Origin of the sequence: Kosakonia sp. CCTCC M2018092, assembly GCF_003864115.1 — a bacterium.
Lineage (GTDB): Bacteria > Pseudomonadota > Gammaproteobacteria > Enterobacterales > Enterobacteriaceae > Kosakonia > Kosakonia cowanii.
In genome coordinates this window covers 1,317,126-1,339,765 of sequence record NZ_CP034225.1, presented here as the reverse complement: position 1 = coordinate 1,339,765, position 22,640 = coordinate 1,317,126, and the positions used below count along the sequence as shown (strand labels likewise).

The 22,640-nt window shown below is 56.0% G+C and carries 24 protein-coding genes, 4 tRNA genes and 1 other RNA gene; 15 read left to right on the top strand and 14 right to left on the bottom strand.

Features of this window, described 5'->3' with window-relative positions:
- Positions 1-8 precede the first annotated feature (8 nt).
- The gene (locus tag EH164_RS06325) at positions 9-251 is read left to right on the top strand and encodes a DUF1158 family protein (RefSeq protein ID WP_023479876.1); all 243 of its coding nucleotides are present in this window, start codon (positions 9-11) and stop codon (positions 249-251) included.
- 208 nt (positions 252-459) lie between these two features.
- Positions 460-1,059 carry a nitroreductase family protein gene (locus tag EH164_RS06320; RefSeq protein ID WP_023479847.1) on the top strand — a complete coding sequence of 200 codons (600 nt, stop codon included), beginning with the start codon at positions 460-462 and terminating at the stop codon, positions 1,057-1,059.
- 63 nt (positions 1,060-1,122) lie between these two features.
- Here EH164_RS06320 and gltX read toward each other — a convergent pair whose 3' ends face one another.
- Positions 1,123-2,538 carry a glutamate--tRNA ligase gene (gene gltX / locus EH164_RS06315; RefSeq protein ID WP_124967654.1) on the bottom strand — a complete coding sequence of 472 codons (1,416 nt, stop codon included), beginning with the start codon at positions 2,536-2,538 and terminating at the stop codon, positions 1,123-1,125.
- Between the two features lie 256 nt (positions 2,539-2,794).
- On the opposite strand from gltX, the gene EH164_RS06305 reads away from it, so the two are divergent.
- The 7 genes from EH164_RS06305 (at position 2,795) to EH164_RS06275 (ending at position 4,169) form a co-directional block, all read left to right on the top strand.
- A tRNA-Val gene (locus EH164_RS06305) sits at positions 2,795-2,870 on the top strand.
- Positions 2,871-2,911: 41 nt separating this feature from the next.
- A tRNA-Val gene (locus EH164_RS06300) sits at positions 2,912-2,987 on the top strand.
- A 41-nt stretch (positions 2,988-3,028) separates the two neighbouring features.
- Positions 3,029-3,104, top strand: a tRNA-Val gene (locus tag EH164_RS06295).
- 4 nt (positions 3,105-3,108) lie between these two features.
- Positions 3,109-3,184: transfer RNA gene (locus EH164_RS06290), tRNA-Lys, on the top strand.
- 93 nt (positions 3,185-3,277) lie between these two features.
- Positions 3,278-3,413: non-coding RNA, RtT sRNA (locus EH164_RS06285), on the top strand.
- 8 nt (positions 3,414-3,421) lie between these two features.
- A complete protein-coding gene (locus EH164_RS06280; protein ID WP_124967653.1) occupies positions 3,422-3,685 on the top strand; it encodes a hypothetical protein in 264 nt (87 codons plus the stop codon).
- A 124-nt stretch (positions 3,686-3,809) separates the two neighbouring features.
- Positions 3,810-4,169: a FlxA-like family protein gene (locus tag EH164_RS06275; RefSeq protein ID WP_124967652.1), complete on the top strand. Its 360-nt coding sequence runs from the start codon at positions 3,810-3,812 to the stop codon at positions 4,167-4,169.
- Here EH164_RS06275 and EH164_RS06270 read toward each other — a convergent pair.
- Positions 4,160-5,089, bottom strand: coding sequence for a LysR family transcriptional regulator (locus EH164_RS06270; protein ID WP_124967651.1), 930 nt, complete (start codon positions 5,087-5,089; stop codon positions 4,160-4,162). The two genes, EH164_RS06275 and EH164_RS06270, sit on opposite strands and share 10 nt — an antisense overlap.
- 89 nt (positions 5,090-5,178) lie before the next feature.
- On the opposite strand from EH164_RS06270, the gene EH164_RS06265 reads away from it, so the two are divergent.
- On the top strand, positions 5,179-6,168 hold the full coding sequence (locus EH164_RS06265; protein WP_076770241.1) for a bile acid:sodium symporter family protein: 990 nt from the start codon (positions 5,179-5,181) through the stop codon (positions 6,166-6,168).
- Here the strand turns inward: EH164_RS06265 and EH164_RS06260 are convergent.
- From EH164_RS06260 to zipA, 3 genes are all read right to left on the bottom strand, one after another.
- A complete protein-coding gene (locus EH164_RS06260; RefSeq protein ID WP_023478979.1) occupies positions 6,165-6,380 on the bottom strand; it encodes a DUF3820 family protein in 216 nt (71 codons plus the stop codon). The genes EH164_RS06265 and EH164_RS06260 overlap by 4 nt on opposite strands.
- A complete protein-coding gene (ligA, locus tag EH164_RS06255) occupies positions 6,381-8,399 on the bottom strand; it encodes an NAD-dependent DNA ligase LigA (RefSeq protein WP_124967650.1) in 2,019 nt (672 codons plus the stop codon). It lies immediately after the preceding gene.
- 69 nt (positions 8,400-8,468) lie between these two features.
- Positions 8,469-9,503, bottom strand: coding sequence for a cell division protein ZipA (gene zipA, locus EH164_RS06250; RefSeq protein WP_124967649.1), 1,035 nt, complete (start codon positions 9,501-9,503; stop codon positions 8,469-8,471).
- A 229-nt stretch (positions 9,504-9,732) separates the two neighbouring features.
- Here zipA and cysZ point away from each other — a divergent pair, with 229 nt between their 5' ends.
- The 5 genes from cysZ to crr all read left to right on the top strand — a co-directional run bounded on the left by cysZ (position 9,733) and on the right by crr (position 14,572).
- Positions 9,733-10,494, top strand: coding sequence for a sulfate transporter CysZ (gene cysZ / locus EH164_RS06245; protein ID WP_124967648.1), 762 nt, complete (start codon positions 9,733-9,735; stop codon positions 10,492-10,494).
- Between the two features lie 140 nt (positions 10,495-10,634).
- A complete protein-coding gene (gene cysK, locus EH164_RS06240) occupies positions 10,635-11,606 on the top strand; it encodes a cysteine synthase A (protein ID WP_124967647.1) in 972 nt (323 codons plus the stop codon).
- A gap of 382 nt (positions 11,607-11,988) precedes the next feature.
- Positions 11,989-12,246, top strand: coding sequence for a phosphocarrier protein Hpr (gene ptsH / locus EH164_RS06235; RefSeq protein WP_007370907.1), 258 nt, complete (start codon positions 11,989-11,991; stop codon positions 12,244-12,246).
- A gap of 48 nt (positions 12,247-12,294) precedes the next feature.
- On the top strand, positions 12,295-14,022 hold the full coding sequence (gene ptsI / locus EH164_RS06230; protein ID WP_124967646.1) for a phosphoenolpyruvate-protein phosphotransferase PtsI: 1,728 nt from the start codon (positions 12,295-12,297) through the stop codon (positions 14,020-14,022).
- Positions 14,023-14,062: 40 nt separating this feature from the next.
- Positions 14,063-14,572, top strand: a complete 510-nt coding sequence (gene crr / locus EH164_RS06225; protein WP_023478954.1) for a PTS glucose transporter subunit IIA — start codon at positions 14,063-14,065, stop codon at positions 14,570-14,572.
- Positions 14,573-14,620: 48 nt separating this feature from the next.
- On the opposite strand, the gene pdxK is transcribed toward crr, so the two are convergent.
- The 9 genes from pdxK to EH164_RS06180 form a co-directional block, all read right to left on the bottom strand.
- Positions 14,621-15,460 (bottom strand): pyridoxine/pyridoxal/pyridoxamine kinase, encoded by an 840-nt coding sequence (gene pdxK, locus EH164_RS06220; protein ID WP_124967645.1) that lies wholly within the window; start codon positions 15,458-15,460, stop codon positions 14,621-14,623.
- 17 nt (positions 15,461-15,477) lie between these two features.
- Positions 15,478-16,389, bottom strand: a complete 912-nt coding sequence (gene cysM, locus EH164_RS06215) for a cysteine synthase CysM (RefSeq protein WP_124967644.1) — start codon at positions 16,387-16,389, stop codon at positions 15,478-15,480.
- 101 nt (positions 16,390-16,490) lie between these two features.
- The gene (cysA, locus tag EH164_RS06210) at positions 16,491-17,585 is read right to left on the bottom strand and encodes a sulfate/thiosulfate ABC transporter ATP-binding protein CysA (protein ID WP_023478971.1); all 1,095 of its coding nucleotides are present in this window, start codon (positions 17,583-17,585) and stop codon (positions 16,491-16,493) included.
- Positions 17,575-18,450 (bottom strand): sulfate/thiosulfate ABC transporter permease CysW, encoded by an 876-nt coding sequence (gene cysW, locus EH164_RS06205; RefSeq protein ID WP_023478957.1) that lies wholly within the window; start codon positions 18,448-18,450, stop codon positions 17,575-17,577. Before cysW ends, cysA begins: the two co-directional genes overlap by 11 nt.
- On the bottom strand, positions 18,450-19,280 hold the full coding sequence (gene cysT / locus EH164_RS06200) for a sulfate/thiosulfate ABC transporter permease CysT (protein ID WP_023478964.1): 831 nt from the start codon (positions 19,278-19,280) through the stop codon (positions 18,450-18,452). The genes cysW and cysT overlap by 1 nt, the downstream gene beginning before the upstream one ends.
- Positions 19,280-20,296, bottom strand: coding sequence for a sulfate ABC transporter substrate-binding protein (locus EH164_RS06195; RefSeq protein ID WP_042718795.1), 1,017 nt, complete (start codon positions 20,294-20,296; stop codon positions 19,280-19,282). The genes cysT and EH164_RS06195 overlap by 1 nt, the downstream gene beginning before the upstream one ends.
- A 164-nt stretch (positions 20,297-20,460) precedes the next feature.
- Positions 20,461-21,360 carry a Dyp-type peroxidase gene (locus EH164_RS06190; RefSeq protein WP_124967643.1) on the bottom strand — a complete coding sequence of 300 codons (900 nt, stop codon included), beginning with the start codon at positions 21,358-21,360 and terminating at the stop codon, positions 20,461-20,463.
- Between the two features lie 79 nt (positions 21,361-21,439).
- A complete protein-coding gene (locus EH164_RS06185) occupies positions 21,440-22,015 on the bottom strand; it encodes an RpoE-regulated lipoprotein (RefSeq protein ID WP_124967642.1) in 576 nt (191 codons plus the stop codon).
- Positions 22,016-22,096: 81 nt separating this feature from the next.
- Positions 22,097-22,522 carry a GNAT family acetyltransferase gene (locus tag EH164_RS06180; protein ID WP_042718790.1) on the bottom strand — a complete coding sequence of 142 codons (426 nt, stop codon included), beginning with the start codon at positions 22,520-22,522 and terminating at the stop codon, positions 22,097-22,099.
- Positions 22,523-22,640 lie beyond the last annotated feature (118 nt).

Here is a 22,640-nt window from a genome sequence, read left to right as displayed (position 1 = left end):
TAACGCTTATGAAACATCCCCTCGAAACGATGGTCACGCTTGCGGGCATCCTGCTGCTCTCTTTTGTCTCTGTGCTGCTGCTACCTGCGCCGCAACTGGGCATGCAGCTGGCGCAAACGCTGATGCAAACCTTCCATCTGCTGGATTTAAACCAGTTTTATACCCTGCTCTACTGCCTCTGGTTTTTGCTGCTCGGCACCATTGAATTCTACGTTTTACGCTTTATCTGGCGGCGCTGGCTGGCGGTTTAACGCTACGCGAGTGGCTGGCTCATTCTAATTTTTTGAATGTTAACGGCAAATTGTTGGACTTTTATTTATTGCATCCCAGGCCTATGCTTTTTCGAGGCAGCATATTGATGCAATGAATGATCAACCGGTTATAAATTTGCTTCGGGCGCTTTTTCCGCCGTTTGCTGATGACAGCACCGCGGAAGTGCAGATAACTTCAGGAGGAATCATGTCAGACAATTTTCTCGCTTTAGCTAAACAACGTAGAACGATCTATGCCCTCGGCAAAAACCTGCCGTTGGCGGAAGATGAGGTTGTTGACCTTATTAAAGAAGCGATTCGCCAGGCACCGTCGGCGTTTAACTCGCAAAGTTCACGTGCGCTGATCCTGCTGGGTAAAGAGCATGAGCAGTTCTGGGAACTGACGCGCGCACAGCTGAAGAAAATTGTGCCGGAAGAGAATTTCCACGGCACTTCGCAAAAAATAGATGGTTTCGCCGCGGCAGCAGGTTCGGTGCTGTTCTTTGAAGATCAGGAAGTAGTGACCCGCTTACAGGAGCAGTTCGCCGCGTATGCCGATAACTTCCCGGTGTGGTCTGAACACAGTACCGGTATCGCCCAGTATGCTGTCTGGGTGGCGCTGGCAGAGAAAGGCATTGGCGCTAACCTGCAGCACTACAACCCGCTGGTGGATGAAGATGTGCAGCGCACCTGGAATATTCCGGCAAGCTGGAAACTGCGCGGTCATATGAACTTTGGTTCAATTATGGCTCCGGCAGGCGATAAAACGTTTATGGATGACGATAAACGCTTTGTGGTTGCGCGTTAAGCTACGCGCTGACGTGTGCTGAACAATTAAAAAAGCCGCCTTTTCAGGCGGCTTTTTTTTGGCTTACTGCTGGCTTTCACGCTCAGCGATAAAACCCAGCGCTTTATTAATGCGCTCAATGCTGCGGGTCTTACCAATCGCGTGAACGGTAACATCCAGACCCGGCGACTGACCGGCACCGGTCACCGCGACGCGCAGCGGCATACCGACTTTACCCATGCCCACTTCCAGCTCATCAGCGGTGGCCTGAATGGCGTGATGCACGTTTTCAGCGCTCCAGTCGGTAATGGCGGCGAGTTTGTCGCGCACCACTTCCAGCGGCTGACGCGCAACCGGACGCAGGTGTTTTTTCGCCGCATCAGCGTCAAATTCAGCAAACTCTTCATAGAAGTAACGGCAGCTTGCCGCCATCTCTTTCAGCGTTTTGCAGCGCTCGCCCAGCAGCGTCACCAGCTCCGCCAGCTGCGGACCGGTGCGGGTATCAATATTTTCCTGCTCAATGTGCCACTGCAGATGGGTAGCAACATACTCCGGCGCCAGGGTGTTGATGTAGTGATGGTTCAGCCACAGCAGTTTATCGGTGTTAAACGCACTGGCAGATTTGCTTACCGCGCCCAGCGAGAAGAGCTTGATCATCTCTTCTCGGCTGAAGATCTCCTGATCGCCGCTGGACCAGCCCAGACGCACCAGGTAGTTGAGCAGCGCTTCCGGCAGGTAACCATCATCGCGATACTGCATCACGCTCACCGCGCCATGACGCTTGGAGAGTTTTTTACCGTCGTCGCCGTTGATCATTGAAACGTGCGCGTAAACCGGCACCGGCGCGTTCAGCGCTTTCAGGATGTTGATCTGGCGCGGGGTGTTGTTGATGTGGTCTTCACCGCGGATCACGTGGGTGATCTCCATATCCCAGTCATCGACGACAACGCAGAAGTTGTAGGTCGGGGAGCCATCGGTACGGCGAATGATCAGATCGTCGAGTTCCATGTTGCTGAATTCGATCGGACCACGGATCTGATCGTCAAAAATTACCGACCCTTCTTGCGGGTTGGCAAAACGCACCACGCACGGCTCATCAGCAGCGTGGTGAGAATGGTCATGGCGGCAACGGCCGTCGTAACGCGGTTTCTCATTGTTTGCCATCTGGGTTTCACGCAGCTGCTCAAGACGCTCTTTGGAGCAGTAGCATTTATAGGCGGTGCCCGCTTCCAGCATTTCATCAATCACCGCGTTATAGCGGTCAAAGCGTTTGGTCTGGAAGTACGGGCCTTCATCCCACTCGAGGCTCAGCCAGTTCATGCCATCCATAATGGCTTCGATTGCTTCCGGAGTGGAACGCTCGAGATCGGTGTCTTCGATGCGCAGCACAAACTCACCGCCTTGATTGCGGGCAAACAGCCAGGAGTAGAGAGCAGTGCGCGCGCCGCCAACGTGCAAATAGCCGGTGGGGCTTGGCGCGAAGCGAGTTTTGATTTTCATGAATTGGCCTTACGTTGATAGCGATGCCGACCGTCGGCAATACCTAATAGAAAAGTGGGCGATATTCTATCACTGTGGGCTGATTCCTCAATGTTGTTACCGAAATGGCGCAGCAAACGGGCTATTTTGTTTATAAATCATGCGCTCGCGATCGATTTGTCAGCGAGTTGCCTAATTTTACGACGAACGAACAATTTCTTTTGAAAATGCGTTGACTCATTTTCAACTCTCCCTATAATGCGACTCCACACAGCGGGGGTGATTAGCTCAGCTGGGAGAGCACCTCCCTTACAAGGAGGGGGTCGGCGGTTCGATCCCGTCATCACCCACCACTTTCTCGCCAGCGAATTCTTATCAGTAGAAGTACCGAAGTGGGTGATTAGCTCAGCTGGGAGAGCACCTCCCTTACAAGGAGGGGGTCGGCGGTTCGATCCCGTCATCACCCACCACTTTCTCGCCAGCGAATTCTTATCAGTAGAAGTACCGAAGTGGGTGATTAGCTCAGCTGGGAGAGCACCTCCCTTACAAGGAGGGGGTCGGCGGTTCGATCCCGTCATCACCCACCACTTCGGGTCGTTAGCTCAGTTGGTAGAGCAGTTGACTTTTAATCAATTGGTCGCAGGTTCGAATCCTGCACGACCCACCAATGTAAAAAAGCGCCCTAAAGGCGCTTTTTTGCTATCTGCGATTTGAAAGATTCGACAAAATTGTAGGGAACAATTTTGAACAACGCGAAGCGTTGGCCCGTAGGGTGAGTCTCAGGATGAGACGAATATACCTGCGGCAGGTTCGGGTCGAACGCAGTGAGACAACGGAGCCGCTTGCGGCGACGGCCCGAAGGGCGAGCGAAGCGAGTCATCCTGCACGACCCACCAATGTAAAAATGGCGCTTGCGGCGCTTTTTTGCTATCTGCGATTTGAAAAATCCGTGCGCTCTTCTTGCCGGATGGCGGCTACGCCTTATCCGGCCTACAACTATCTGCGATTTGAAAAATCCGTGCGCTCTTCTTGCCGGATGGCGGCTACGCCTTATCCGGCCTACAACTATCTGCGATTTGAAAAATCCGTGCGCTCTTCTTGCCGGATGGCGGCTATGCCTTATGCGGCCTACAACAGCTCTCCGTACCCGGTTTTCCAGGACTGCTAAGCGCAGCGCCAGCAGGCAATGCGTCGGGCAAAAGCTTTCGGCTGAAATATCCTCACACGCTTCTTATTCAAGTCCTGCACGACCAGGCCGATAACTCTCTTTTATGGCAAAAAAGGAGTTTTCAATGACGACTATTTCGGCAGCAACCCCCTCTGTTCAGGGTGGCAATGCCAGCGGTTCATCTTCCGCCGGTAGCGACACCGCATCACAAATCAGCCGTGTGACGCAGCAGATCAACAAGCTTACCCAGCAGTTGAAAGATATCCCTAACGGCGAAGGGACAACTGAAGAGAAAAAGAAACAGCAAGAGCAGATTCAGCAACAGATCCAGCTGCTGCAGGCACAGCTTCAACAGTTAATGCGTAAGCAGGCTGAAGAGGCGGAGCAAAAGCAGACGCAAAACCACCCGAACACCCCGACGCAGAGCAAAATTGAAGGCGTGAACAACCCTTCAGTCGATCATCAGGTCGATATCTACATCTGAGTAAAGAGCGGATCGTTCTCCCGGGCCCGGTTTAAACACCGGGCCTGTTCCCGCACCACATCCCATAACGCCTGCGCCGCGCCGGAAAGCGATCGGTTTTTACGTCGCACCAGCATAATTTTACGCTGCATATCCGGCACCAGCCGTTTCACCATCAGCTGGCTACCCTGCGGAAGTGGCAATGCCAGCGCGGGCAGAATGCTGATGCCTATCCCCGCCTCCACCATTGGAAAAAGCGTCGCCGGATGACCAATCTCCTGCACGATTTTCGCCCGCACCGCAAAGTGGTGTAACGCTGCATCAATCAGCGGACGGCTGCCAGAGGCGTAATCCTGCACCACCAGCCGCGCGCCATCCAGCGCTGACCACGGCACTGCGTCAAGCGGTGCCCACGAATGATCGTTGCGACATAGCAGGAAAAAGGGCTCGGCGAGGATCTCCTCGATCTCCAGATCGCTGGCCGGGCCGGGATCGATCACAATGCCAAAATCGACTTCGCCCTGGCGAATACTCTCCAGCACCCACTGCTGCGGGCGGTCATGCAGCACAAAATCGATCTCCGGGTAACGCTGATTACTGCTGGCGATACAGTGCGGAATGAGATGCGCGGAGATAGTCTGGCTGGCGGCGACGCGCACCGTTCCGGTTAACTGCTGCCCTACCCTCCCCGCTTCGCGCAGCGTGCTGCTAAGCTCATCTAATAGCCGTTCCAGCCGCCCGGCCAGCTGTTGACCCGCTTCGGTCAGCACCACTTCCCGGGTTGTGCGATCCAGCAGCTTGACGCCGGTCTGCCGCTCCAGCTCTTTTACGCTGTGGCTGACCGCCGACTGGCTGAGGCCGATCATCTCCCCGGCGCGGCTGAAACTCTTCGCCTGGGCGACGGTGACAAAGACACGTAATTGACGGAGTGAATAATTCATCTGATAAATTCATGAATGGATGCAATAAATCAATTTTATTTCTCAAAGCAGACAAAGCACAATAGCGCCATCGACTTTCAGGAGTGCACATGAAACTTTTTCGTATCCTTGATCCCTTTACCCTGACGCTGGTGTGCGTCGTTCTGCTGGCCTCTTTCTTCCCGGCGCGCGGGAGTTTCGTCCCCTTTTTCGAAGGGCTGACCACCGCCGCGATTGCGCTGCTCTTTTTTATGCACGGCGCCAAGCTTTCCCGTGAAGCGATTATCGCGGGCGGCAGCCACTGGCGTTTACACCTGTGGGTGATGTGCAGCACCTTCGTGCTCTTCCCGGCGCTCGGCGTGCTGTTTGTCTGGTGGTCGCCGGTCAATATCAGCCAGGAGCTTTACACCGGTTTCCTCTATCTCTGCATTCTGCCCGCCACGGTGCAGTCGGCTATCGCCTTTACCTCACTGGCAGGCGGTAACGTCGCGGCGGCGGTCTGCTCGGCGTCGGCCTCCAGCCTGCTGGGGATCTTCCTCTCGCCGCTGTTAGTTGGCCTGCTGATGAACCTTCATGGCGCGCAGGGCAGCCTTGAGCAGGTCGGCAAAATCATGCTGCAACTGCTGCTACCGTTTGTGCTCGGTCATCTGTCACGCCCGTGGACCGCAGGATTCGTCACCAAACATAAAAAGTGGATCTCCAAAACCGACCAGACCTCGATTCTGCTGGTGGTTTACTCTGCCTTCAGTGAAGCGGTAGTGAATGGCATCTGGCACAAAGTGGGCCTCGGCTCGCTAATGTTTATCGTGGCGGCGAGCATCGTCCTGCTGGCGATTGTGATTGCGATAAATATTCTGGTAGCGCGCAAATGCGGCTTCAATAAAGCGGATGAAATTACGATTGTCTTCTGCGGATCGAAAAAGAGCCTCGCCAACGGCATACCGATGGCCAATATTCTCTTCCCGACGTCGGTGATCGGCATGATGGTGCTGCCGCTGATGATTTTCCACCAGATCCAGCTGATGGTGTGCGCCGTGCTGGCCCGCCGTTACAAACGTAAGGCGGAGCAGCACGCCGCGCAGGAAGCGGCGAAGGCTTAAGGCCGCTTGAGGGGCTGAACCAGATGGCTCAGCCCCTCGGTTTTAATTACTAAGGTGATTTGCATTAACTCGCCAAGCCGCCCGGCGGGAAACTGATCCTTACGGGCGAACCAGAGCAGGTACTCCTCCGGCAGATCAATCAGCCGACGCCCCTGGTATTTGCCAAACGGCATCACCATGTTGGCGATCTCTATCAGCTGTTCCTTCTCCATTCAGGCTCCCAGCAGACGAATCATTTCATCTTCATCAATGACCGCAATGCCTAGCTCCTGCGCTTTCGCCAGCTTCGAGCCTGCGGCTTCACCGGCAATCACCAGATCGGTCTTCTTCGATACGCTGCCGGCCACTTTCGCCCCCAGCGCCGTTAAGCGCTCTTTGGCCTCGTCGCGCGAAAGCTGGCTCAGGCTACCGGTTAACACCACGGTTTTACCGGCAAACGGGCTGTCGATCTCCTCGGCGTTAACCACCAGCGGCGCGGGCCAGTGAATGCCCACTTCTTCCGTCAGCTGGCGAATCACGTCGCGGTTGCTCTCTTCGCTGAAGAAGTTATGCACGTGTTTTGCCACCACCACGCCGACGTCCGGCACTTTTTGCAGCTCGTCAACCGAGGCTGCCATTAATGCCTCCAGCGTGCCGAAGTAGGCCGCCAGCCCTGCCGCCGTCGCTTCGCCCACTTCGCGAATGCCGAGCGCATAGAGGAAACGGGCAAAGGTAGTCTCTTTCGCTTTTTCCAGCGCGTTGACCACGTTTTGAGCCGACTTCGGCCCCATCCGATCGAGACCGGTCAGCTTACCGGCAGTCAGACGGAAGAGATCCGCAGGCGTGTGGACGTACTCCTTCTCAACCAGCTGGTCGATAATCTTATCGCCCATGCCATCCACATCCATCGCGCGGCGCGAGACGAAATGCTTAAGCGACTCTTTGCGCTGCGCGCCGCAGATGAGGCCGCCGGTACAGCGGGCAACCGCTTCGCCTTCCACACGCTCGACATCGGAGCCGCACACCGGGCAGTGTGCCGGGAAGGTCACTTCCCGCGTCTCTTCCGGGCGTTCGGAGAGCACTACATTCACCACCTGCGGGATCACATCCCCGGCGCGGCGAATCACCACTTTGTCACCGATACGCAGGCCAAGACGGTCAATCTCATCGGCATTATGCAGGGTGGCGTTACTGACCAGCACCCCGGCAACGTGTACCGGCTCAAGGCGTGCGACAGGGGTTATCGCCCCGGTACGGCCTACCTGGAACTCGACATCGCGCACAAACGTCAGCTGCTCCTGCGCCGGGAATTTAAACGCCACCGCCCAGCGCGGCGCACGCGCCACAAAGCCGAGCTGCGCTTGCAGATCGAGGGAGTCGACCTTGATTACCACGCCGTCGATATCAAACCCCAGCGTCGGGCGGTCTTCCTCAACTTTATGATAGAAGGCCAGCACCTCTTCCGGCGTGCCGCACAGGCGGATGCGATCGCTCACCGGCAAGCCCCACGCTTTAAACTGCTGTAAACGCGCCAGGTGGCTGTTGGGCAGCTCGCCGCCTTCGAGGATGCCAATGCCGTAGCAGAAGAAGGTGAGCGGACGCTTCGCGGTGATACGCGGGTCGAGCTGGCGTAGCGAACCGGCGGCGGCGTTACGCGGGTTAGCAAACACTTTCCCGCCGGTGCGACGAGCCTCTTCATTGATCTTCTCAAAGCCGGATTGCGGCAGGAAAACTTCACCGCGCACTTCCAGGCGCGCCGGAATGTTCTCCCCGCGCAGCTTCAGCGGAATGGCGCGGATGGTGCGCACGTTAGAGGTGATATCTTCCCCGGTAGTGCCATCGCCGCGCGTGGCGGCGCGCATCAGCACGCCGTTTTCATACAGCAGGCTGACCGCCAGACCGTCGAGCTTCAGCTCGCAGCAGTAGATCAGTGCGTCGCTGCTCTTTAAGCGGTCTTGTACGCGTTTATTGAACGCCAGAAAGCTCTCTTCATCGAAGACGTTATCGAGCGACAGCATCGGCACTTCATGACGTATCTGCGTAAAGGCGGTGAGCGGTGCGGCGCCGACGCGCTGGGTCGGTGAATCCGGCGTAATCAGCTCAGGATGTTGCGCTTCCAGCTCGCGCAGCTCACGCATCAGGCGATCGTACTCGGCATCCGGGATCTCCGGCGCGTCCATAACGTGATAGAGATGTTCATGATGGCGAAGGGTAGTTCGCAGTTCTGTCAGTTGTTGTTCAATTGATTCCATATCGCACCATCAATGTAAAAAACCCCCGACGGGCGGGGGTTCTGGAAGGGAATGTGTCGTGACGCGCCGTTACGCGTTAGCGTCTTTCACTTCGCGAATACGCGCCTGGTATTCACGCAGCTTCTGCGGCGTCATCATCCGACGCTGGTCATCGAGCACCACACCGCCCACTTCATCGGCAATGTGTTGAGCAGATTGCAGCATCAGCTTGAAGTTCTGCAACTCGTCGCCATAGGACGGCACCTGCATAAAGATAGTCACTCCAGGAGTTGCCATCTCGCCCATGGTTTCGACATCAAATGTGCCAGGATTGACCATGTTAGCCAGGCTGAAGAGCGCCGGGCCGCTGCCGTCCGGGCTGAGATGACGATGGAAAATATTCATATCGCCAAATTTGAAGCCGGCCTGCAGGATGCTGTTAAGCAGCACTTCGCCATTGAGCGCCGCGCCGTGATGGGCCGCAACGTTCATAATAATTACCGTCTCTTTGCGCTGCGGTTTTTCTACCGGCGCTTCCACAACCGGCTCCGGCTCTGGCTGCGGTGCAGGCTCGTGAACCTGAGGCTGCATCTGCGGCTGTTGAGCACCTTGATGTGCCGACGGCTGATGATGCGACGGCTGTTGCGGAAAGTGCTGCGGGGCCATCTGCGGCTGGGCAGGCGCGGTCGGCTGGGCGACTGGCTGCGGCTCCACTACGCGCGGCTCGACAACGGGGCGCTCCGGCTGTTGCGGCTGCGAATAGGGTTGCGGCGCGTGGTGCACAGGCTCGCTCTGCTGAACCGGCGGAGCCGACGGGCGTGGCTGGGCCGACGCGTAAGGCGGCTGGTATTGGTGCTGCGCGGCATGACGCGGATTTTCCTGCTCTACGCTGGCCTTCGGTGCGCTGTGGGTTTTATGCACCCGAACTTCACCAACGCCTTCGTCCTCTTCGACGTCCTCGTCGTCAAACTCGTCGTCGTCACGTCGCGATTTCATACGTTTTAGTGGGCGATCGCGGAACATAGAAGAGCGTTCTTTGCGACTGGTCCAGAAACCGTGAACCAGTAAAGCAATTATGGCGATCGCGCCAACAATGATTAATATCAGACGCAAATCCTGCATCATTATATTCTCTGTTGTTCTAACACCTTGCCACCACGGCAAACATTTACTCACTAAGAGTATTTGCGCATTAGGCCAAGTGCAAGTGGATGGGAAGCATTCACCGCATAAAGATGAATTAAATCGTACTTTTTGCTGTTTTTTCGAACATTTCCGAACAGGTTTCCCCCGTCCGGTGAATATTATAAGCTTCGGTTTTTTCGCATGAGTTTAAAAGGAGTCCAGCCAAATCATGGTTTCATCCTCGCCCGGCGCTGCGCGCAGCGGTCTTTACTACTTTTCTCAAGGCTGGAAACTGGTCACGTTACCGGGTATTCGCCGCTTCGTGATCCTGCCCCTGCTGGTCAATATCCTGCTGATGGGCGGCGCATTCTGGTGGTTATTTACCCGCCTCGACAGCTGGATCCCAACGCTGATGAGCCACGTGCCGCACTGGCTGCAATGGCTTAGCTATCTATTATGGCCGATTATCGTTATCTCCATCCTGCTGGTGTTTGGCTACTTCTTTTCAACCCTCGCAAACTGGATTGCCGCGCCCTTTAATGGCTTGCTGGCTGAGCAACTGGAAGCGCGATTAACGGGTGCGACGCCGCCGGACGTTGGCGTGTTCGGGCTGATGAAAGATTTTCCGCGCATCATGAAGCGCGAGTGGCAGAAGCTCGCCTGGTATCTGCCGCGCGCCGCCATTCTGCTTATCCTCTATTTTATCCCCGGTATCGGACAGACGGTCGCACCGGTGCTCTGGTTCCTGTTTAGCGCCTGGATGCTGGCGATCCAGTATTGCGACTACCCGTTCGACAACCACAAAGTGCCGTTTAAAACCATGCGCTCGGCGTTACGCGAACGGAAAGTGACCAACATGCAGTTCGGCGCGTTGACCAGCCTTTTCACGCTGATACCGGTGCTCAATCTGGTGGTGATGCCGGTTGCGGTCTGCGGCGCAACGGCTATGTGGGTCGACTGTTATCGCAATAAGCTTGCCAGCTGGCGCTAAGGAACTATTCCTTTTCTTATTCCATACTGATAAGCATTATTTCGTCGCAGCATATAGATATGCGAAATCCTTACTTCCGCATCATCAGTAAGTGCGTATGCTGGGTCGGTTCCCAAATTTCATACAGTTAAGGACGGGCTATGAGTAAGATTTATGAAGACAACTCGCTGACCATTGGTCATACGCCGCTGGTTCGACTGAACCGCATCGGTAACGGACGCATTCTGGCGAAGGTCGAGTCGCGCAACCCGAGCTTCAGCATAAAATGCCGTATCGGTGCCAATATGATTTGGGATGCCGAAAAACGTGGCGTGCTGAAGCCGGGCGTCGAACTGGTCGAACCGACCAGCGGCAACACCGGTATCGCGCTGGCCTATGTTGCCGCAGCGCGCGGTTATAAGCTGACGCTGACCATGCCGGAAACCATGAGCATTGAGCGCCGCAAGCTGCTGAAAGCGCTTGGCGCAAACCTTGTGCTGACCGAAGGCGCGAAAGGGATGAAAGGCGCGATTCAGAAAGCGGAAGAGATTGTTGCCAGCGATCCGGCGAAATTCCTGCTGCTTCAGCAGTTCAGCAACCCGGCAAACCCGGAGATCCACGAAAAAACCACCGGCCCTGAAATTTGGGAAGATACCGACGGCCAGGTGGATGTTTTTATCTCTGGCGTGGGCACCGGCGGCACGCTGACGGGTGTCACCCGCTTTATCAAAAACACCAAGGGCAAAACTGATCTGATCAGTGTTGCCGTGGAGCCAACCGACTCACCGGTGATCTCGCAGGCGCTGGCGGGCGAAGAGCTGAAGCCAGGTCCGCACAAAATTCAGGGTATCGGTGCCGGTTTTATTCCGGGCAACCTCGACCTGAAGCTGATTGATAAGGTCGTGAAGATTACTAATGAAGAGGCGATCAGCACCGCGCGCCGCCTGATGGAAGAGGAAGGCATTCTGGCCGGTATCTCTTCCGGAGCTGCCGTTGCGGCCGCGCTCAAACTTCAGGAAGATGAGGCCTTTACCAATAAAAATATTGTGGTTATCCTCCCCTCTTCCGGTGAGCGTTACCTCAGCACTGCACTGTTTGCCGATCTCTTTACTGAGAAAGAATTGCAACAGTGATGCCAGATTGTTAAATCAGCGCAAAAAAGCACCCATCGGGGTGCTTTTTTGTGGCATACATCAAACTTTTGTCCCACCTGGCATTGCCGAAAATGGCCTGGTCTGGTATTTAACCATCACATTTATTTTGAAGCGCGAAATTAATCGAAGTCAGATTTCACACTGCTGAATCGTTTTTATGATTTGGTTCAATTCTGGCTTTCACGGCATAATGTTTAATGACGTGCGAAACGTCAGCGACCATCAGCGTCTGCACGAGACCGCGCCTTTCTGGCATCTGTACCTTGGCTCGTTACGCCAGCGCTAACTATACAGGCTAAAGTCCTGCCGCCAGGCTAGACTTTAGTTCCACAACACTAAACCTATAAGTTGGGGAAATACAATGTTCCAGCAAGAAGTTACCATTACAGCTCCGAACGGTCTGCACACTCGCCCTGCTGCTCAGTTTGTTAAAGAAGCAAAAGGCTTCTCTTCTGAAATCACTGTGACCTCCAACGGCAAAAGCGCCAGCGCAAAAAGCCTGTTCAAACTGCAAACTCTGGGCCTGACTCAGGGTACCGTTGTGACTCTGACCGCTGAAGGCGAAGATGAGCAGAAAGCGGTTGAACATCTGGTTAAACTGATGGCGGAACTCGAGTAAGTTTTTCGCGGGTTTCTTTAAAGATCAGTCACAAGTAAAGGTAGGGTTATGATTTCAGGCATTTTAGCATCCCCGGGTATCGCTTTCGGCAAAGCACTTCTGCTGAAAGAAGATGAGATCGTCATCGACCGGAAGAAAGTTTCTGCCGACAAGGTTGATCAGGAAGTTGAACGTTTCCTGAGCGGTCGTGCCAAGGCATCGGCGCAACTGGAAGCGATCAAAACGAAAGCAGGTGAAACTTTCGGCGAAGAAAAAGAAGCCATCTTCGAAGGCCACATCATGTTGCTGGAAGATGAGGAGCTGGAGCAGGAAATCATAGCCCTGATTAAAGATAAGAGCATGACTGCCGACGCGGCAGCCCATGAAGTTATCGAAGGTCAGGCAACCGCCCTGGAAGAGCTGGACGACGAATACCTGAAAGAGCGCGCCGCTGACGTGCGCGACATTGGTAAACGCCTGCTGCGCAACATTCTGGGTATGCCGATTATCGATCTGAGCGCCATTCAGGATGAAGTCATCCTGGTTGCAGCCGATCTGACACCGTCCGAAACCGCACAGCTGAACCTGAAAAAAGTGCTCGGCTTTATCACCGACATTGGCGGTCGTACCTCCCACACGTCGATCATGGCGCGCTCCCTTGAACTGCCGGCGATTGTGGGCACCGGTAGCGTCACCACTCAGGTGAAAAACGGCGACTATCTGATCCTCGATGCGGTAAACAACAAAGTTTACGTTAACCCGAGCGACGAAGAGATCGACGCACTGCGCGCAGCGCAGGCGCAGGTCGCGGAAGAGAAAGCTGAACTGGCGAAGCTGAAAGATCTGCCGGCCATCACCCTTGATGGTCACCAGGTTGAAGTGTGCGCCAACATCGGTACCGTCCGTGATGTCGCGGGCGCAGAGCGCAACGGCGCTGAAGGCGTTGGCCTCTACCGTACCGAATTCCTGTTTATGGATCGCGACGCGCTGCCGACCGAAGAAGAGCAGTTCGACGCCTACAAAGCGGTAGCGGAAGCCTGTGGCTCCCAGGCCGTGATTGTACGTACCATGGACATTGGCGGCGACAAAGAGCTGCCGTACATGAATTTCCCGAAAGAAGAGAACCCGTTCCTCGGCTGGCGCGCCATTCGCATCGCCATGGATCGCAAAGAGATCCTGCGCGATCAGGTCCGCGCTATCCTGCGTGCCTCTGCTTTCGGCAAACTGCGCATTATGTTCCCGATGATCATCTCCGTTGAAGAAGTGCGTGCACTGAAGAAAGAGATTGAGACCTACAAACAGGAACTGCGCGACGAAGGCAAAGCTTTCGACGAATCCATCGAAATCGGCGTGATGGTAGAAACTCCTGCCGCCGCGACGATTGCGCGCCATCTGGCGAAAGAAGTGGACTTCTTTAGTATCGGCACCAATGATTTAACGCAGTACACCCTGGCAGTTGACCGCGGTAATGATATGATTTCACATCTTTACCAGCCGATGTCGCCGTCCGTACTCAACCTGATCAAGCAAGTTATTGATGCTTCTCATGCTGAAGGTAAATGGACCGGCATGTGTGGTGAGCTTGCTGGCGACGAACGTGCTACACTTCTGTTGCTGGGGATGGGTCTGGATGAATTCAGTATGAGTGCCATTTCTATCCCGCGCATTAAGAAGATTATTCGTAACACGAACTTCGAAGATGCGAAGGTGTTAGCAGAGCAGGCTCTTGCTCAACCGACAACGGACGAGTTAATGACGCTGGTTAACAAGTTCATTGAAGAAAAAACAATCTGCTAATCCACGAGATGCGGCCCAAATTACTGCTTAGGAGAAGATCATGGGTTTGTTCGATAAACTGAAATCTCTGGTTTCTGATGATAAGAAAGAGACCGGCGCCATTGAGATCATTGCCCCGCTGTCTGGCGAAATCGTTAACATTGAAGATGTACCGGATGTGGTGTTCGCTGAAAAAATCGTCGGCGACGGCATTGCTATCAAACCGACCGGCAACAAAATGGTCGCTCCGGTTGACGGGACTATCGGCAAAATCTTTGAAACCAACCATGCCTTCTCTATCGAATCCGATAGCGGCATCGAACTCTTCGTTCACTTCGGTATTGATACCGTTGAACTGAAAGGTGAAGGTTTCAAACGCATCGCGGAAGAAGGCCAGCGCGTTAAAGTTGGCGATCCGGTTATCGAGTTCGACCTGCCGCTGCTGGAAGAGAAAGCCAAATCCACGCTGACGCCGGTTGTTATCTCTAACATGGATGAGATCAAAGAGCTGATCAAACTCTCTGGTAGCGTAACCGTGGGTGAAACCCCGGTGATCCGCATCAAGAAGTAAGCGCTCTACAGTCTAAAAAAAATGGCACCGTAAGGTGCCATTTTTGTTTTAGCGCGGCGGTAAAATTAGCTCGTCATACCCTTTTTCCAGCGTATAACCCATCACTTCCACCACCCGCTCGCCCGCAGCCTGCACCGCCATATCCAGCGCTTTGCCCTGAATAATGCCGCTCACCAGTTCGGAGCAGAAGAGATCGCCCGTCCCTTTCAGGTCCGTCGCCACGCGCGGATAGCTGCTGATATTGACGCCCTCGGCTGAGACCACGACCACATGGATCTGCCCATCGTTGCGGTCCACCGGCGCGCTGGTGATCGCCACCCAGCGTAAAGATGGGGAGAGCAGCCCCTGTGCCGCGGCAATCGCGCTTTGCAGATCGCGACACGGTTTGCCACTCAGCACTTCCAGCTCAAACACATTCGGCGTAATGCCCTGGGCCAGCGGCAGCATCACTTCACGGTACGCCTCGGGAATTTCCGGTTTCACATAGATACCGCTGTCGATATCGCCAATCACCGGATCGACCAGAATCAATAGCTCCGGGTGTTTCTCCCGCAGCGCCGTCAGCCACTTCGCCAGCAGCTTGATCTGGCTGGCGCTGCCCATGTAGCCGGTGGTTACCGCCTTCACGCTGCGCAGCACGTCGCGCTCTTCCAGCGCCTGCAAATAACCGCTGAACCACTCATCGGGAATGACGCCGCCATAAAAGGTGTCGTAATGCGGGGTATTGCTGAACAGCACCGTAGGAACGGCCAGAACGTTAAGCTGGTGCTGACGAATATTGGGTACTGCAATGCTGTTGCCGACGCTGCCGTAGACCACCTGCGACTGAACCGCGACGATATCGGCCTGCTGCGCCCGGGTTTTATCCCTGAACAGGATCATCTCCATTTTGTCTCCTTGACGGGTTAAATCCCCGCGCCCTGCGAATAACTCTCTTCACCAAACACGCCGGTCGACAGATAGCGGTCGCCGCGATCGCAAATGATGGCGACAATTACCGCGCCCGGGCTCGCTTTCGCCACCCGAATCGCGCCGGCGACCGCGCCGCCAGAACTGACGCCGCAGAAGATGCCCTCTTTGACCGCCAGCGCGCGCATGGTATTTTCCGCCTCGCGCTGCTGGATATCCAGCACCTCATCCACCAAATCGGCGTTAAAAATGCCCGGCATGTAGTCGGCAGGCCAGCGGCGGATACCGGGAATGCTGCTCCCCTCTTCCGGCTGAAGGCCAACAATCGTCACCTTTTTCGCCTGTTCGCGCAGGAAACGTGAAACGCCGGTGATGGTGCCGGTAGTGCCCATGCTGGAGACAAAGTGGCTGATGCGCCCCTGCGTCTGCTGCCAGATTTCCGGGCCGGTAGTGGTGTAATGAGCGTAGGGGTTATCGGGATTATTGAACTGATCGAGCAGTTTGCCGTCGCCGCGCGCCGCCATCTCAAGGGCGAGATCGCGCGCCCCTTCCATGCCCTGCTCTTTGCTGACCAGAATCAGCTCGGCACCATAAGCGCGCATCGCCGCGCGGCGCTCCTGGCTCATGTTGTCCGGCATCAGCAGCTTCATGCGATAGCCCTTCAGCGCCGCAATCATCGCCAGCGCAATACCGGTGTTGCCGCTGGTCGCTTCAATCAGCACATCGCCAGGCTTGATCTCGCCGCGCCGTTCCGCCTGCACAATCATCGACAGCGCAGCGCGGTCTTTTACCGAACCGGCCGGATTGTTTCCTTCGAGCTTGACCCAGATTTCACTGCCGTTATCCGGGGCCAGGCGCTGTAATCTGACCAGCGGCGTATTGCCGATAGTCTCTTCTAATGTGTTCACGATCGCTGTCCAATAAAAAACCCGGTCCGCATCACGCATACCGGGCTTGTCGGCCGGATGAGCAACGCGCTACCCGGCAAAAACCACGTTTCATTAAGCTATCAGGCTGACTGAGCCAGAGCAAGCTCCGCGCCCGGCTCAATACGCTCATCGCCGTTATAGAGCCGCGCGTTCTGCAAGCCAACGAAAAGCCGCTCGCCGCGCTGCGGTGGATGCTCATCGCGCATCACCACCGTTAACGGATCGGGGTTCCAGCCGAGCGGCTGCACCACCAGCTGCGTGTAGTGCCCTTTCGGGCTGGCTTCCAGCACCTGCACCGGCAGCGGCGAATCAAGGCTGGTACGGCGGCTGACGTCCACTTCCCACGGGCGCAGGAAGAGATCGACATCACCCTGATAAACCGGCGTATGGCCAAGCGGCCAGTGATGAGCGCCGACGTGGAACTGCCCGCCGCGAATCACCCCTTTCAGGCGATTCACCTCGCCCATAAACTCCAGTACAAAGCGAGTTGCCGGTTCGCGCCACACCTGATCCGGTGCGTCCGCCTGCTCAATATTTCCCTGGCTCATCACCACCACACGATCGGCCACTTCCGTCGCCTCTTCCTGATCGTGGGTCACGAAGACGCTGGTGAATTTCAGCTCTTCATGCAGCTGACGCAGCCAGCGGCGAAGCTCTTTACGCACCTGCGCATCCAGCGCGCCAAAGGGTTCATCAAGCAGCAGAATTTGCGGTTCAACCGCCAGCGCGCGCGCCAGCGCCACACGCTGCTTCTGCCCGCCGGAGAGTTGAGCCGGGTAGCGATCCGCAAGATGCGCCAGTTGCACCATCTCCAGCAGTTTGGTCACTTTCGCTTTGATGGCGGCGGCATTCGGCCGCTCGCGGCGCGGCAGCACCGTTAAACCAAAGGCGATATTGTCGAAGACCGACATATGGCGGAACAGCGCATAGTGCTGAAACACGAAGCCGACGCGGCGCTCGCGCGCATGCAGGCGGCTGACATCGGTGCCGTGAAAACGGATACGCCCGCTGCTCTGGTGCTCCAGCCCGGCGATAATGCGCAGTAATGTCGTTTTACCGGAGCCAGAAGGACCAAGCAGCGCCACCATCTGCCCGGACGGGATATCCAGAGAGATATCATTCAGCACCTGGGTGCGACCAAACGACTTCTTAATATTCGCAATCTCAATGCTCATGATTTCCCTCCTCGTGCAGGCGTTTTTGCTGATTGTTCAAACGCCACTGCACCGCACTCTTTAAAAACAGTGTCAAAATCGCCATTAGGGTCAGCAGGGCTGCGGCGGTAAAGGCACCGACGGTGTTGTAATCCTGCTCCAGTAACTCAATTTGTAGCGGCAGCGACAGGGTTTCGCCGCGAATCGATCCGGACACCACCGACACCGCACCAAACTCGCCAATCGCTCGTGCGTTGGTCAGCACCACACCGTAAAGCAGCGCCCAGCGGATATTGGGCAGCGTGACGCGGCGGAACATCTGCCAGCCGGAGGCCCCGAGCAGGATCGCGGCTTCATCCTCCTGGCTTCCCTGGCTGAGCATCACCGGCACCAGCTCACGCACGACAAACGGACAGGTGACAAAGACGGTGACCAGCACCATGCCGGGCCAGGAGAACATGATTTGCAGATTATGTTCATCCAGCCAGCCGCCAAGCGGGCCGTTGGTGCCGTAAAAGAGCAGATAGATTAGGCCTGCGACCACCGGCGACACCGCAAACGGAATATCGAGCAGGGTCAGTAGCAGCTGGCGGCCGGGAAAGTTAAAGCGCGTCACCAGCCAGGCGAGCAGCGTGCCGAACACCAGGTTGACCGGCACCGAGATGAGCGCAATCAGCACCGTCAGCCAGATGGCGTGCAGCATGTCGGCATCGGCAAGGTTTTGCAGCACCGGGGCCAGCCCTTTGCTGAAGGCCTGCACAAAGATATAGATCATCGGCACCAGCAGAATAAACGCTGAAAGCACAATACCGGTGCCGATTAAAAACCATTTTCCCCAGTTCACCCGGGGCTTGTCATAGCGTTTCAATGCACTTATTTCCGCCATTAGTGACCTACCACACGCTGACCAAAGCGACTTTGCAAGGTATTGATGGAGAAGAGCAGCAGTAGCGAAGCGGCGAGGATCACTGAAGCAATTGCGCTCGCCGCCGGATAGTCAAACTCCTGCAAACGCACGAAGATCATTAGCGAGGTTACTTCCGTCTTCCAGGCGATATTCCCGGCGATAAAGATCACCGCGCCAAACTCACCGAGGCTGCGAGTAAAGGAGAGGGCAACGCCCGCCATCAGTGCAGGTGACAGCTCCGGCAGCACCACTTTACGAAAGCTCTGCCAGCGCGTGGCACCCAGGGTTTCCGCCGCCTCTTCGTACTCCGGGCCGAGCTCTTCCAGCACCGGCTGCACCGTGCGCACCACAAACGGGATGCTGGTAAAGGCCATCGCCACCGCAATCCCGAGCCAGGTGTAGGTCACTTTAATATCCAGCGCCGCCAGCCACTCGCCGTAAAAGCCGTTAACGGAGAAGAGCGACGCCAGCGTCAAGCCCGCCACCGCCGTCGGCAGCGCAAACGGCAGATCCATTAGCGCGTCGAGCAATGTGCGCCCCGGAAAGCGGTAGCGAGTGAGGATCCACGCCATCAGCATGCCGAAGACGCCGTTGAAGATTGAGGCGACAAATGCCGCCAGCAGCGTCACTTTATAGGCCGCCACTACCTGCGGGTTGGTGACCACTTCCCAGTACTGTTCCCAGCTCATCTGCGACAGCTGCATCACCAGCGCGCTTAGGGGTAATAACAGAATCAGACAGACAAAAAAGAGGCTGCTGCCAAGGCTTAAACCAAAGCCCGGCAGCACGCGTTTCGATCCAGACAACATCACTTATGCCCCGCCGCCAGCAACTTATCCAGCTCGCCGCCGCTGGCGAAATGGGTTTTCATCACTTCCGGCCAGGAGCCGAACTTATCTTCCACGCGGAACAGCGCGGTCTGCGGGAACTTATCACCCAGCTTTTTCATCACTTCCGGGTTGTTCACGCGGTAGTAGTAATCGGTGATGATAGTCTGCGCCTGCGGCGTGTAGAGCCAGTTGAGGTAGGCTTTCGCCGCCTTCTCCGTGCCGTTGGCTTTCACGTTTTTATCCACCCACGCCACCGGGAACTCGGCGAGGATATTGACCTTCGGCACCACCACTTCAAAGCCCTGCGCTTCATACTGTTTGCGGATGTTGTTCACTTCCGACTCAAAGGTGATCAGCACATCGCCGAGGCCGCGCTCAACGAAGGTGGTGGTCGCACCGCGGCCGCCGGTGTCGAACACCTCAACGTTTTTCAGAAACTGGGTCATAAACTGGGTGGTTTTGGCTTTATCACCGCCGTCAGCCTGGTCGGCTGCGCCCCAGGCCGCCAGATAGGTATAGCGGGCGTTGCCGGAGGTTTTTGGATTCGGGAAGATCAGCTTCACGTCAGAACGCACCAGGTCGTTCCAGTCGTGGATATTCTTAGGGTTGCCCTTGCGCACAAGGAACGCCATCGTCGAGTAGAACGGCGAGCTGTTATTCGGTAAGCGGCTCTGCCAGTCGGCGGGGATCAGCTTGCCCTTATCGTGCAGGATCTGCACATCCGTCACCTGGTTATAGGTGACCACGTCGGCTTTCAGCCCCTGCAAAATGGCCAGCGCCTGTTTCGACGAACCGGCATGGGATTGCTTGATGGTCAGCTTGTCGCCGCCATTCTCCTGCGCCCACTGCTGCTCAAAAGGCGGGTTCAGCGCCGCAAACAGCTCGCGCGAGACATCATACGAGCTGTTGAGCAGTTCCGTTGCCTGTGCCTGCGCGCTCAACAGCGTCAGCGCTGCCAGCGTCAGATATCCTTTTTTCAGTATGTTAACGGCCATTGCGCACCCTTATAAGCTGATCACTCGACGATGTTCAGTTTATTTATAACGGGAGTGAAAGCAGTAACGGTTTTATATACCAATTGGTGATTTGGAATCAGAAAAGAGTATAAGCAGAAAGGGGGACAAGCCGGGTGGTCCCGGCCTGATGCAACGCCCGTTAATTACAGGGCAAAGAGCCTGTCGAGCGCAGGCGCGAAGTAGTAACCACCGGTAACCGGGCGGGTAAAACGCAGCATGGCGTCGCGCTTGCCGTCACTGTCGCCGAACATGCTCAGCAGCTGCTGCTCAATGTTATAGAGCCGCGCGCTGTAGGTGCAGAAATAGAGGCCGTGGGTGCCACTGGCGGTGCCATAGGGCAGGCTCTGGCGCACAATTTTCAGCCCCTTGCCCGCCTCTTTCAGATCGACACGCGAGAGGTGGGACGTTACCGGGCGCACATCAGCGTCGATCTCTTCGTTATCCGCTTTGGTGCGCCCAATCATCATCTCCTGATCGCTCACGCTCATGCGGTTAAGCTGCTTCAGGTTGTGCTCCCAGCGCTGCACCATCACGTAGCTGCCACCCGCGTCGATGCCGTCCTGAATAATCGCCACTTCGCGGCGTTTCTCTTCGCCTGCCGGGTTCTCGGTGCCGTCGACAAAACCGCTGAGATCGCGATCTTCCACCCAGCGAAAACCGTGCGTCTCCTCTTGCACCTCCAGCGCATCACCAAAGGCAGCCAGCGCCGCCTGGGCAACAGAGAAGTTCACATCGTGACGCAGGGAGAGAATATGGATCAGCACATCGTGCTGAGTAGCGGGCGCCAGGCCTTTGCCATAGGCGGGAAAATCTTTCAGCTCTTCAGCGCCCTGTCCGCCGCTTAATTCACGCCAGACGCGGGAACCAAACGCAACCACCGCGCCGAGCGCCGCATCGGGGAACTGCAACTGAAAGTTTGCGAGCTTATCGGCAAACGCACGGCTGCCAGCGCGCAGGGCATCGGCCTCCCCTTTTACGCTGGCCTCAATCCAAATTGCCGCACGGCAATGTTCCGGCAAAATGCCGCTCTGAACCTGGGACATTACATCTCCTGAAACTGACCACAAAAACGATGCGGCATTGTACCTGTTTTTGGGCCAGCATCAGACTATTCCGATCAGATTAGCGACGCCAGATGATCTTGCTCACTTTCCAGCTTTTCAGGGTGTCATCCGATGGCATTAAACCATCCGGGCCGCTCCAGCTGCCGCTGAAGAGATAGCTGATATGCTGGCTGTCGGGCGCTTTACACTCGATACCGGAGATATCGGCGTCAGAGGCTTTCACGCAGTTGCCGAATGCTTTGTCATAGAGGGTGTTGAACGGCGCGCCGATTTTTACCCCTTTGTCGGTGGCAATATCGGGATCGGTAACATCAATCCGGCTGACGGCACCGTTTTCACCATTCACCACCAGCGCCAGCTGCTTCTCTTTCAGCGCTTCGAAATAGCGAACAATGGTGCCTTTATCGGTTTTCATGCCGCTGCGCAGGTGGTAATCGCCGCCTAACGCCTCGCCAATCGCCTGTTCATTGAGCGGCGTGCTGGCTGTCAGGCCGCCAACGCCCTGCTCGTTGACTTCGAGGGAGGAACCAAACCAGTTCCAGGGATACGCGGCAGACCAGTTGACGGAGGCGAACGTCGAGCAGCCGGTTAACGCCAGCGGCAGCGCGATAAAAAACATACGCAGGGGTTTCATGCACAATTCCTTATATTGACCAAACGCCTGTTGGAGTGCCGAAAGTGAAAAAAGTGCCCTCGTCACAGCGAAAGGCCAGTTTCAGTACTCTTCATCTTCAATCAGGCGCTTGCCGAGGTTAACGCTGTCGGTGTGTTCATACCCCAGGCGCTCATACATGCCGATCACCATTTCGTTATCGTCGCGCACCATCAGGTTAATCTTCGGGCAACCACGAGCAATCAACTTCTTCTCCAGCCGGCTCAGCAGCGCATTGGCGATGCCGCGACCGCGAAACTCCGGGTGGACGCCCAGGTAATAGGCCGAACCGCGATGGCCGTCATAACCGCCCATTACCGTTCCCACCACTTCGCCACCCACCTCTGCCACCAGGAAAAGGCTTACGTCATGATTGACCTTACGCTCGATGTCCATCTCCGGATCGTTCCACGGGCGCAGCAGTTCACAGCGCTCCCAAAGCGTGATCACTTCTTCAAAATCTTCCTGCCGGAAAACACGTATCTCCATGATGTCCCCCATATTTTTCAGCTGTGTAAACGGTGATTATGGCCTGTGGCGCGCGGTTAGCCAATATCCAGCATCATCGCCGCTGAAAAATGGCATAATGTCACTCTGTCACGTATTG

Bases quoted from the DNA above. Each gene is read 5' to 3' on its own strand.
- EH164_RS06325 (WP_023479876.1), top strand. From the start codon at position 9: ATGAAACATCCCCTCGAAACGATGGTCACGCTTGCGGGCATCCTGCTG.
- EH164_RS06320 (WP_023479847.1), top strand. From the start codon at position 460: ATGTCAGACAATTTTCTCGCTTTAGCTAAACAACGTAGAACGATCTAT.
- gltX (WP_124967654.1), bottom strand. From the start codon at position 2,538: ATGAAAATCAAAACTCGCTTCGCGCCAAGCCCCACCGGCTATTTGCAC.
- EH164_RS06280 (WP_124967653.1), top strand. From the start codon at position 3,422: ATGGCGCTTGCGGCGCTTTTTTGCTATCTGCGATTTGAAAAATCCGTG.
- EH164_RS06275 (WP_124967652.1), top strand. From the start codon at position 3,810: ATGACGACTATTTCGGCAGCAACCCCCTCTGTTCAGGGTGGCAATGCC.
- EH164_RS06270 (WP_124967651.1), bottom strand. From the start codon at position 5,089: ATGAATTATTCACTCCGTCAATTACGTGTCTTTGTCACCGTCGCCCAG.
- EH164_RS06265 (WP_076770241.1), top strand. From the start codon at position 5,179: ATGAAACTTTTTCGTATCCTTGATCCCTTTACCCTGACGCTGGTGTGC.
- EH164_RS06260 (WP_023478979.1), bottom strand. From the start codon at position 6,380: ATGGAGAAGGAACAGCTGATAGAGATCGCCAACATGGTGATGCCGTTT.
- ligA (WP_124967650.1), bottom strand. From the start codon at position 8,399: ATGGAATCAATTGAACAACAACTGACAGAACTGCGAACTACCCTTCGC.
- zipA (WP_124967649.1), bottom strand. From the start codon at position 9,503: ATGATGCAGGATTTGCGTCTGATATTAATCATTGTTGGCGCGATCGCC.
- cysZ (WP_124967648.1), top strand. From the start codon at position 9,733: ATGGTTTCATCCTCGCCCGGCGCTGCGCGCAGCGGTCTTTACTACTTT.
- cysK (WP_124967647.1), top strand. From the start codon at position 10,635: ATGAGTAAGATTTATGAAGACAACTCGCTGACCATTGGTCATACGCCG.
- ptsH (WP_007370907.1), top strand. From the start codon at position 11,989: ATGTTCCAGCAAGAAGTTACCATTACAGCTCCGAACGGTCTGCACACT.
- ptsI (WP_124967646.1), top strand. From the start codon at position 12,295: ATGATTTCAGGCATTTTAGCATCCCCGGGTATCGCTTTCGGCAAAGCA.
- crr (WP_023478954.1), top strand. From the start codon at position 14,063: ATGGGTTTGTTCGATAAACTGAAATCTCTGGTTTCTGATGATAAGAAA.
- pdxK (WP_124967645.1), bottom strand. From the start codon at position 15,460: ATGGAGATGATCCTGTTCAGGGATAAAACCCGGGCGCAGCAGGCCGAT.
- cysA (WP_023478971.1), bottom strand. From the start codon at position 17,585: ATGAGCATTGAGATTGCGAATATTAAGAAGTCGTTTGGTCGCACCCAG.
- cysW (WP_023478957.1), bottom strand. From the start codon at position 18,450: ATGGCGGAAATAAGTGCATTGAAACGCTATGACAAGCCCCGGGTGAAC.
- cysT (WP_023478964.1), bottom strand. From the start codon at position 19,280: ATGTTGTCTGGATCGAAACGCGTGCTGCCGGGCTTTGGTTTAAGCCTT.
- EH164_RS06195 (WP_042718795.1), bottom strand. From the start codon at position 20,296: ATGGCCGTTAACATACTGAAAAAAGGATATCTGACGCTGGCAGCGCTG.
- EH164_RS06190 (WP_124967643.1), bottom strand. From the start codon at position 21,360: ATGTCCCAGGTTCAGAGCGGCATTTTGCCGGAACATTGCCGTGCGGCA.
- EH164_RS06185 (WP_124967642.1), bottom strand. From the start codon at position 22,015: ATGAAACCCCTGCGTATGTTTTTTATCGCGCTGCCGCTGGCGTTAACC.
- EH164_RS06180 (WP_042718790.1), bottom strand. From the start codon at position 22,522: ATGGAGATACGTGTTTTCCGGCAGGAAGATTTTGAAGAAGTGATCACG.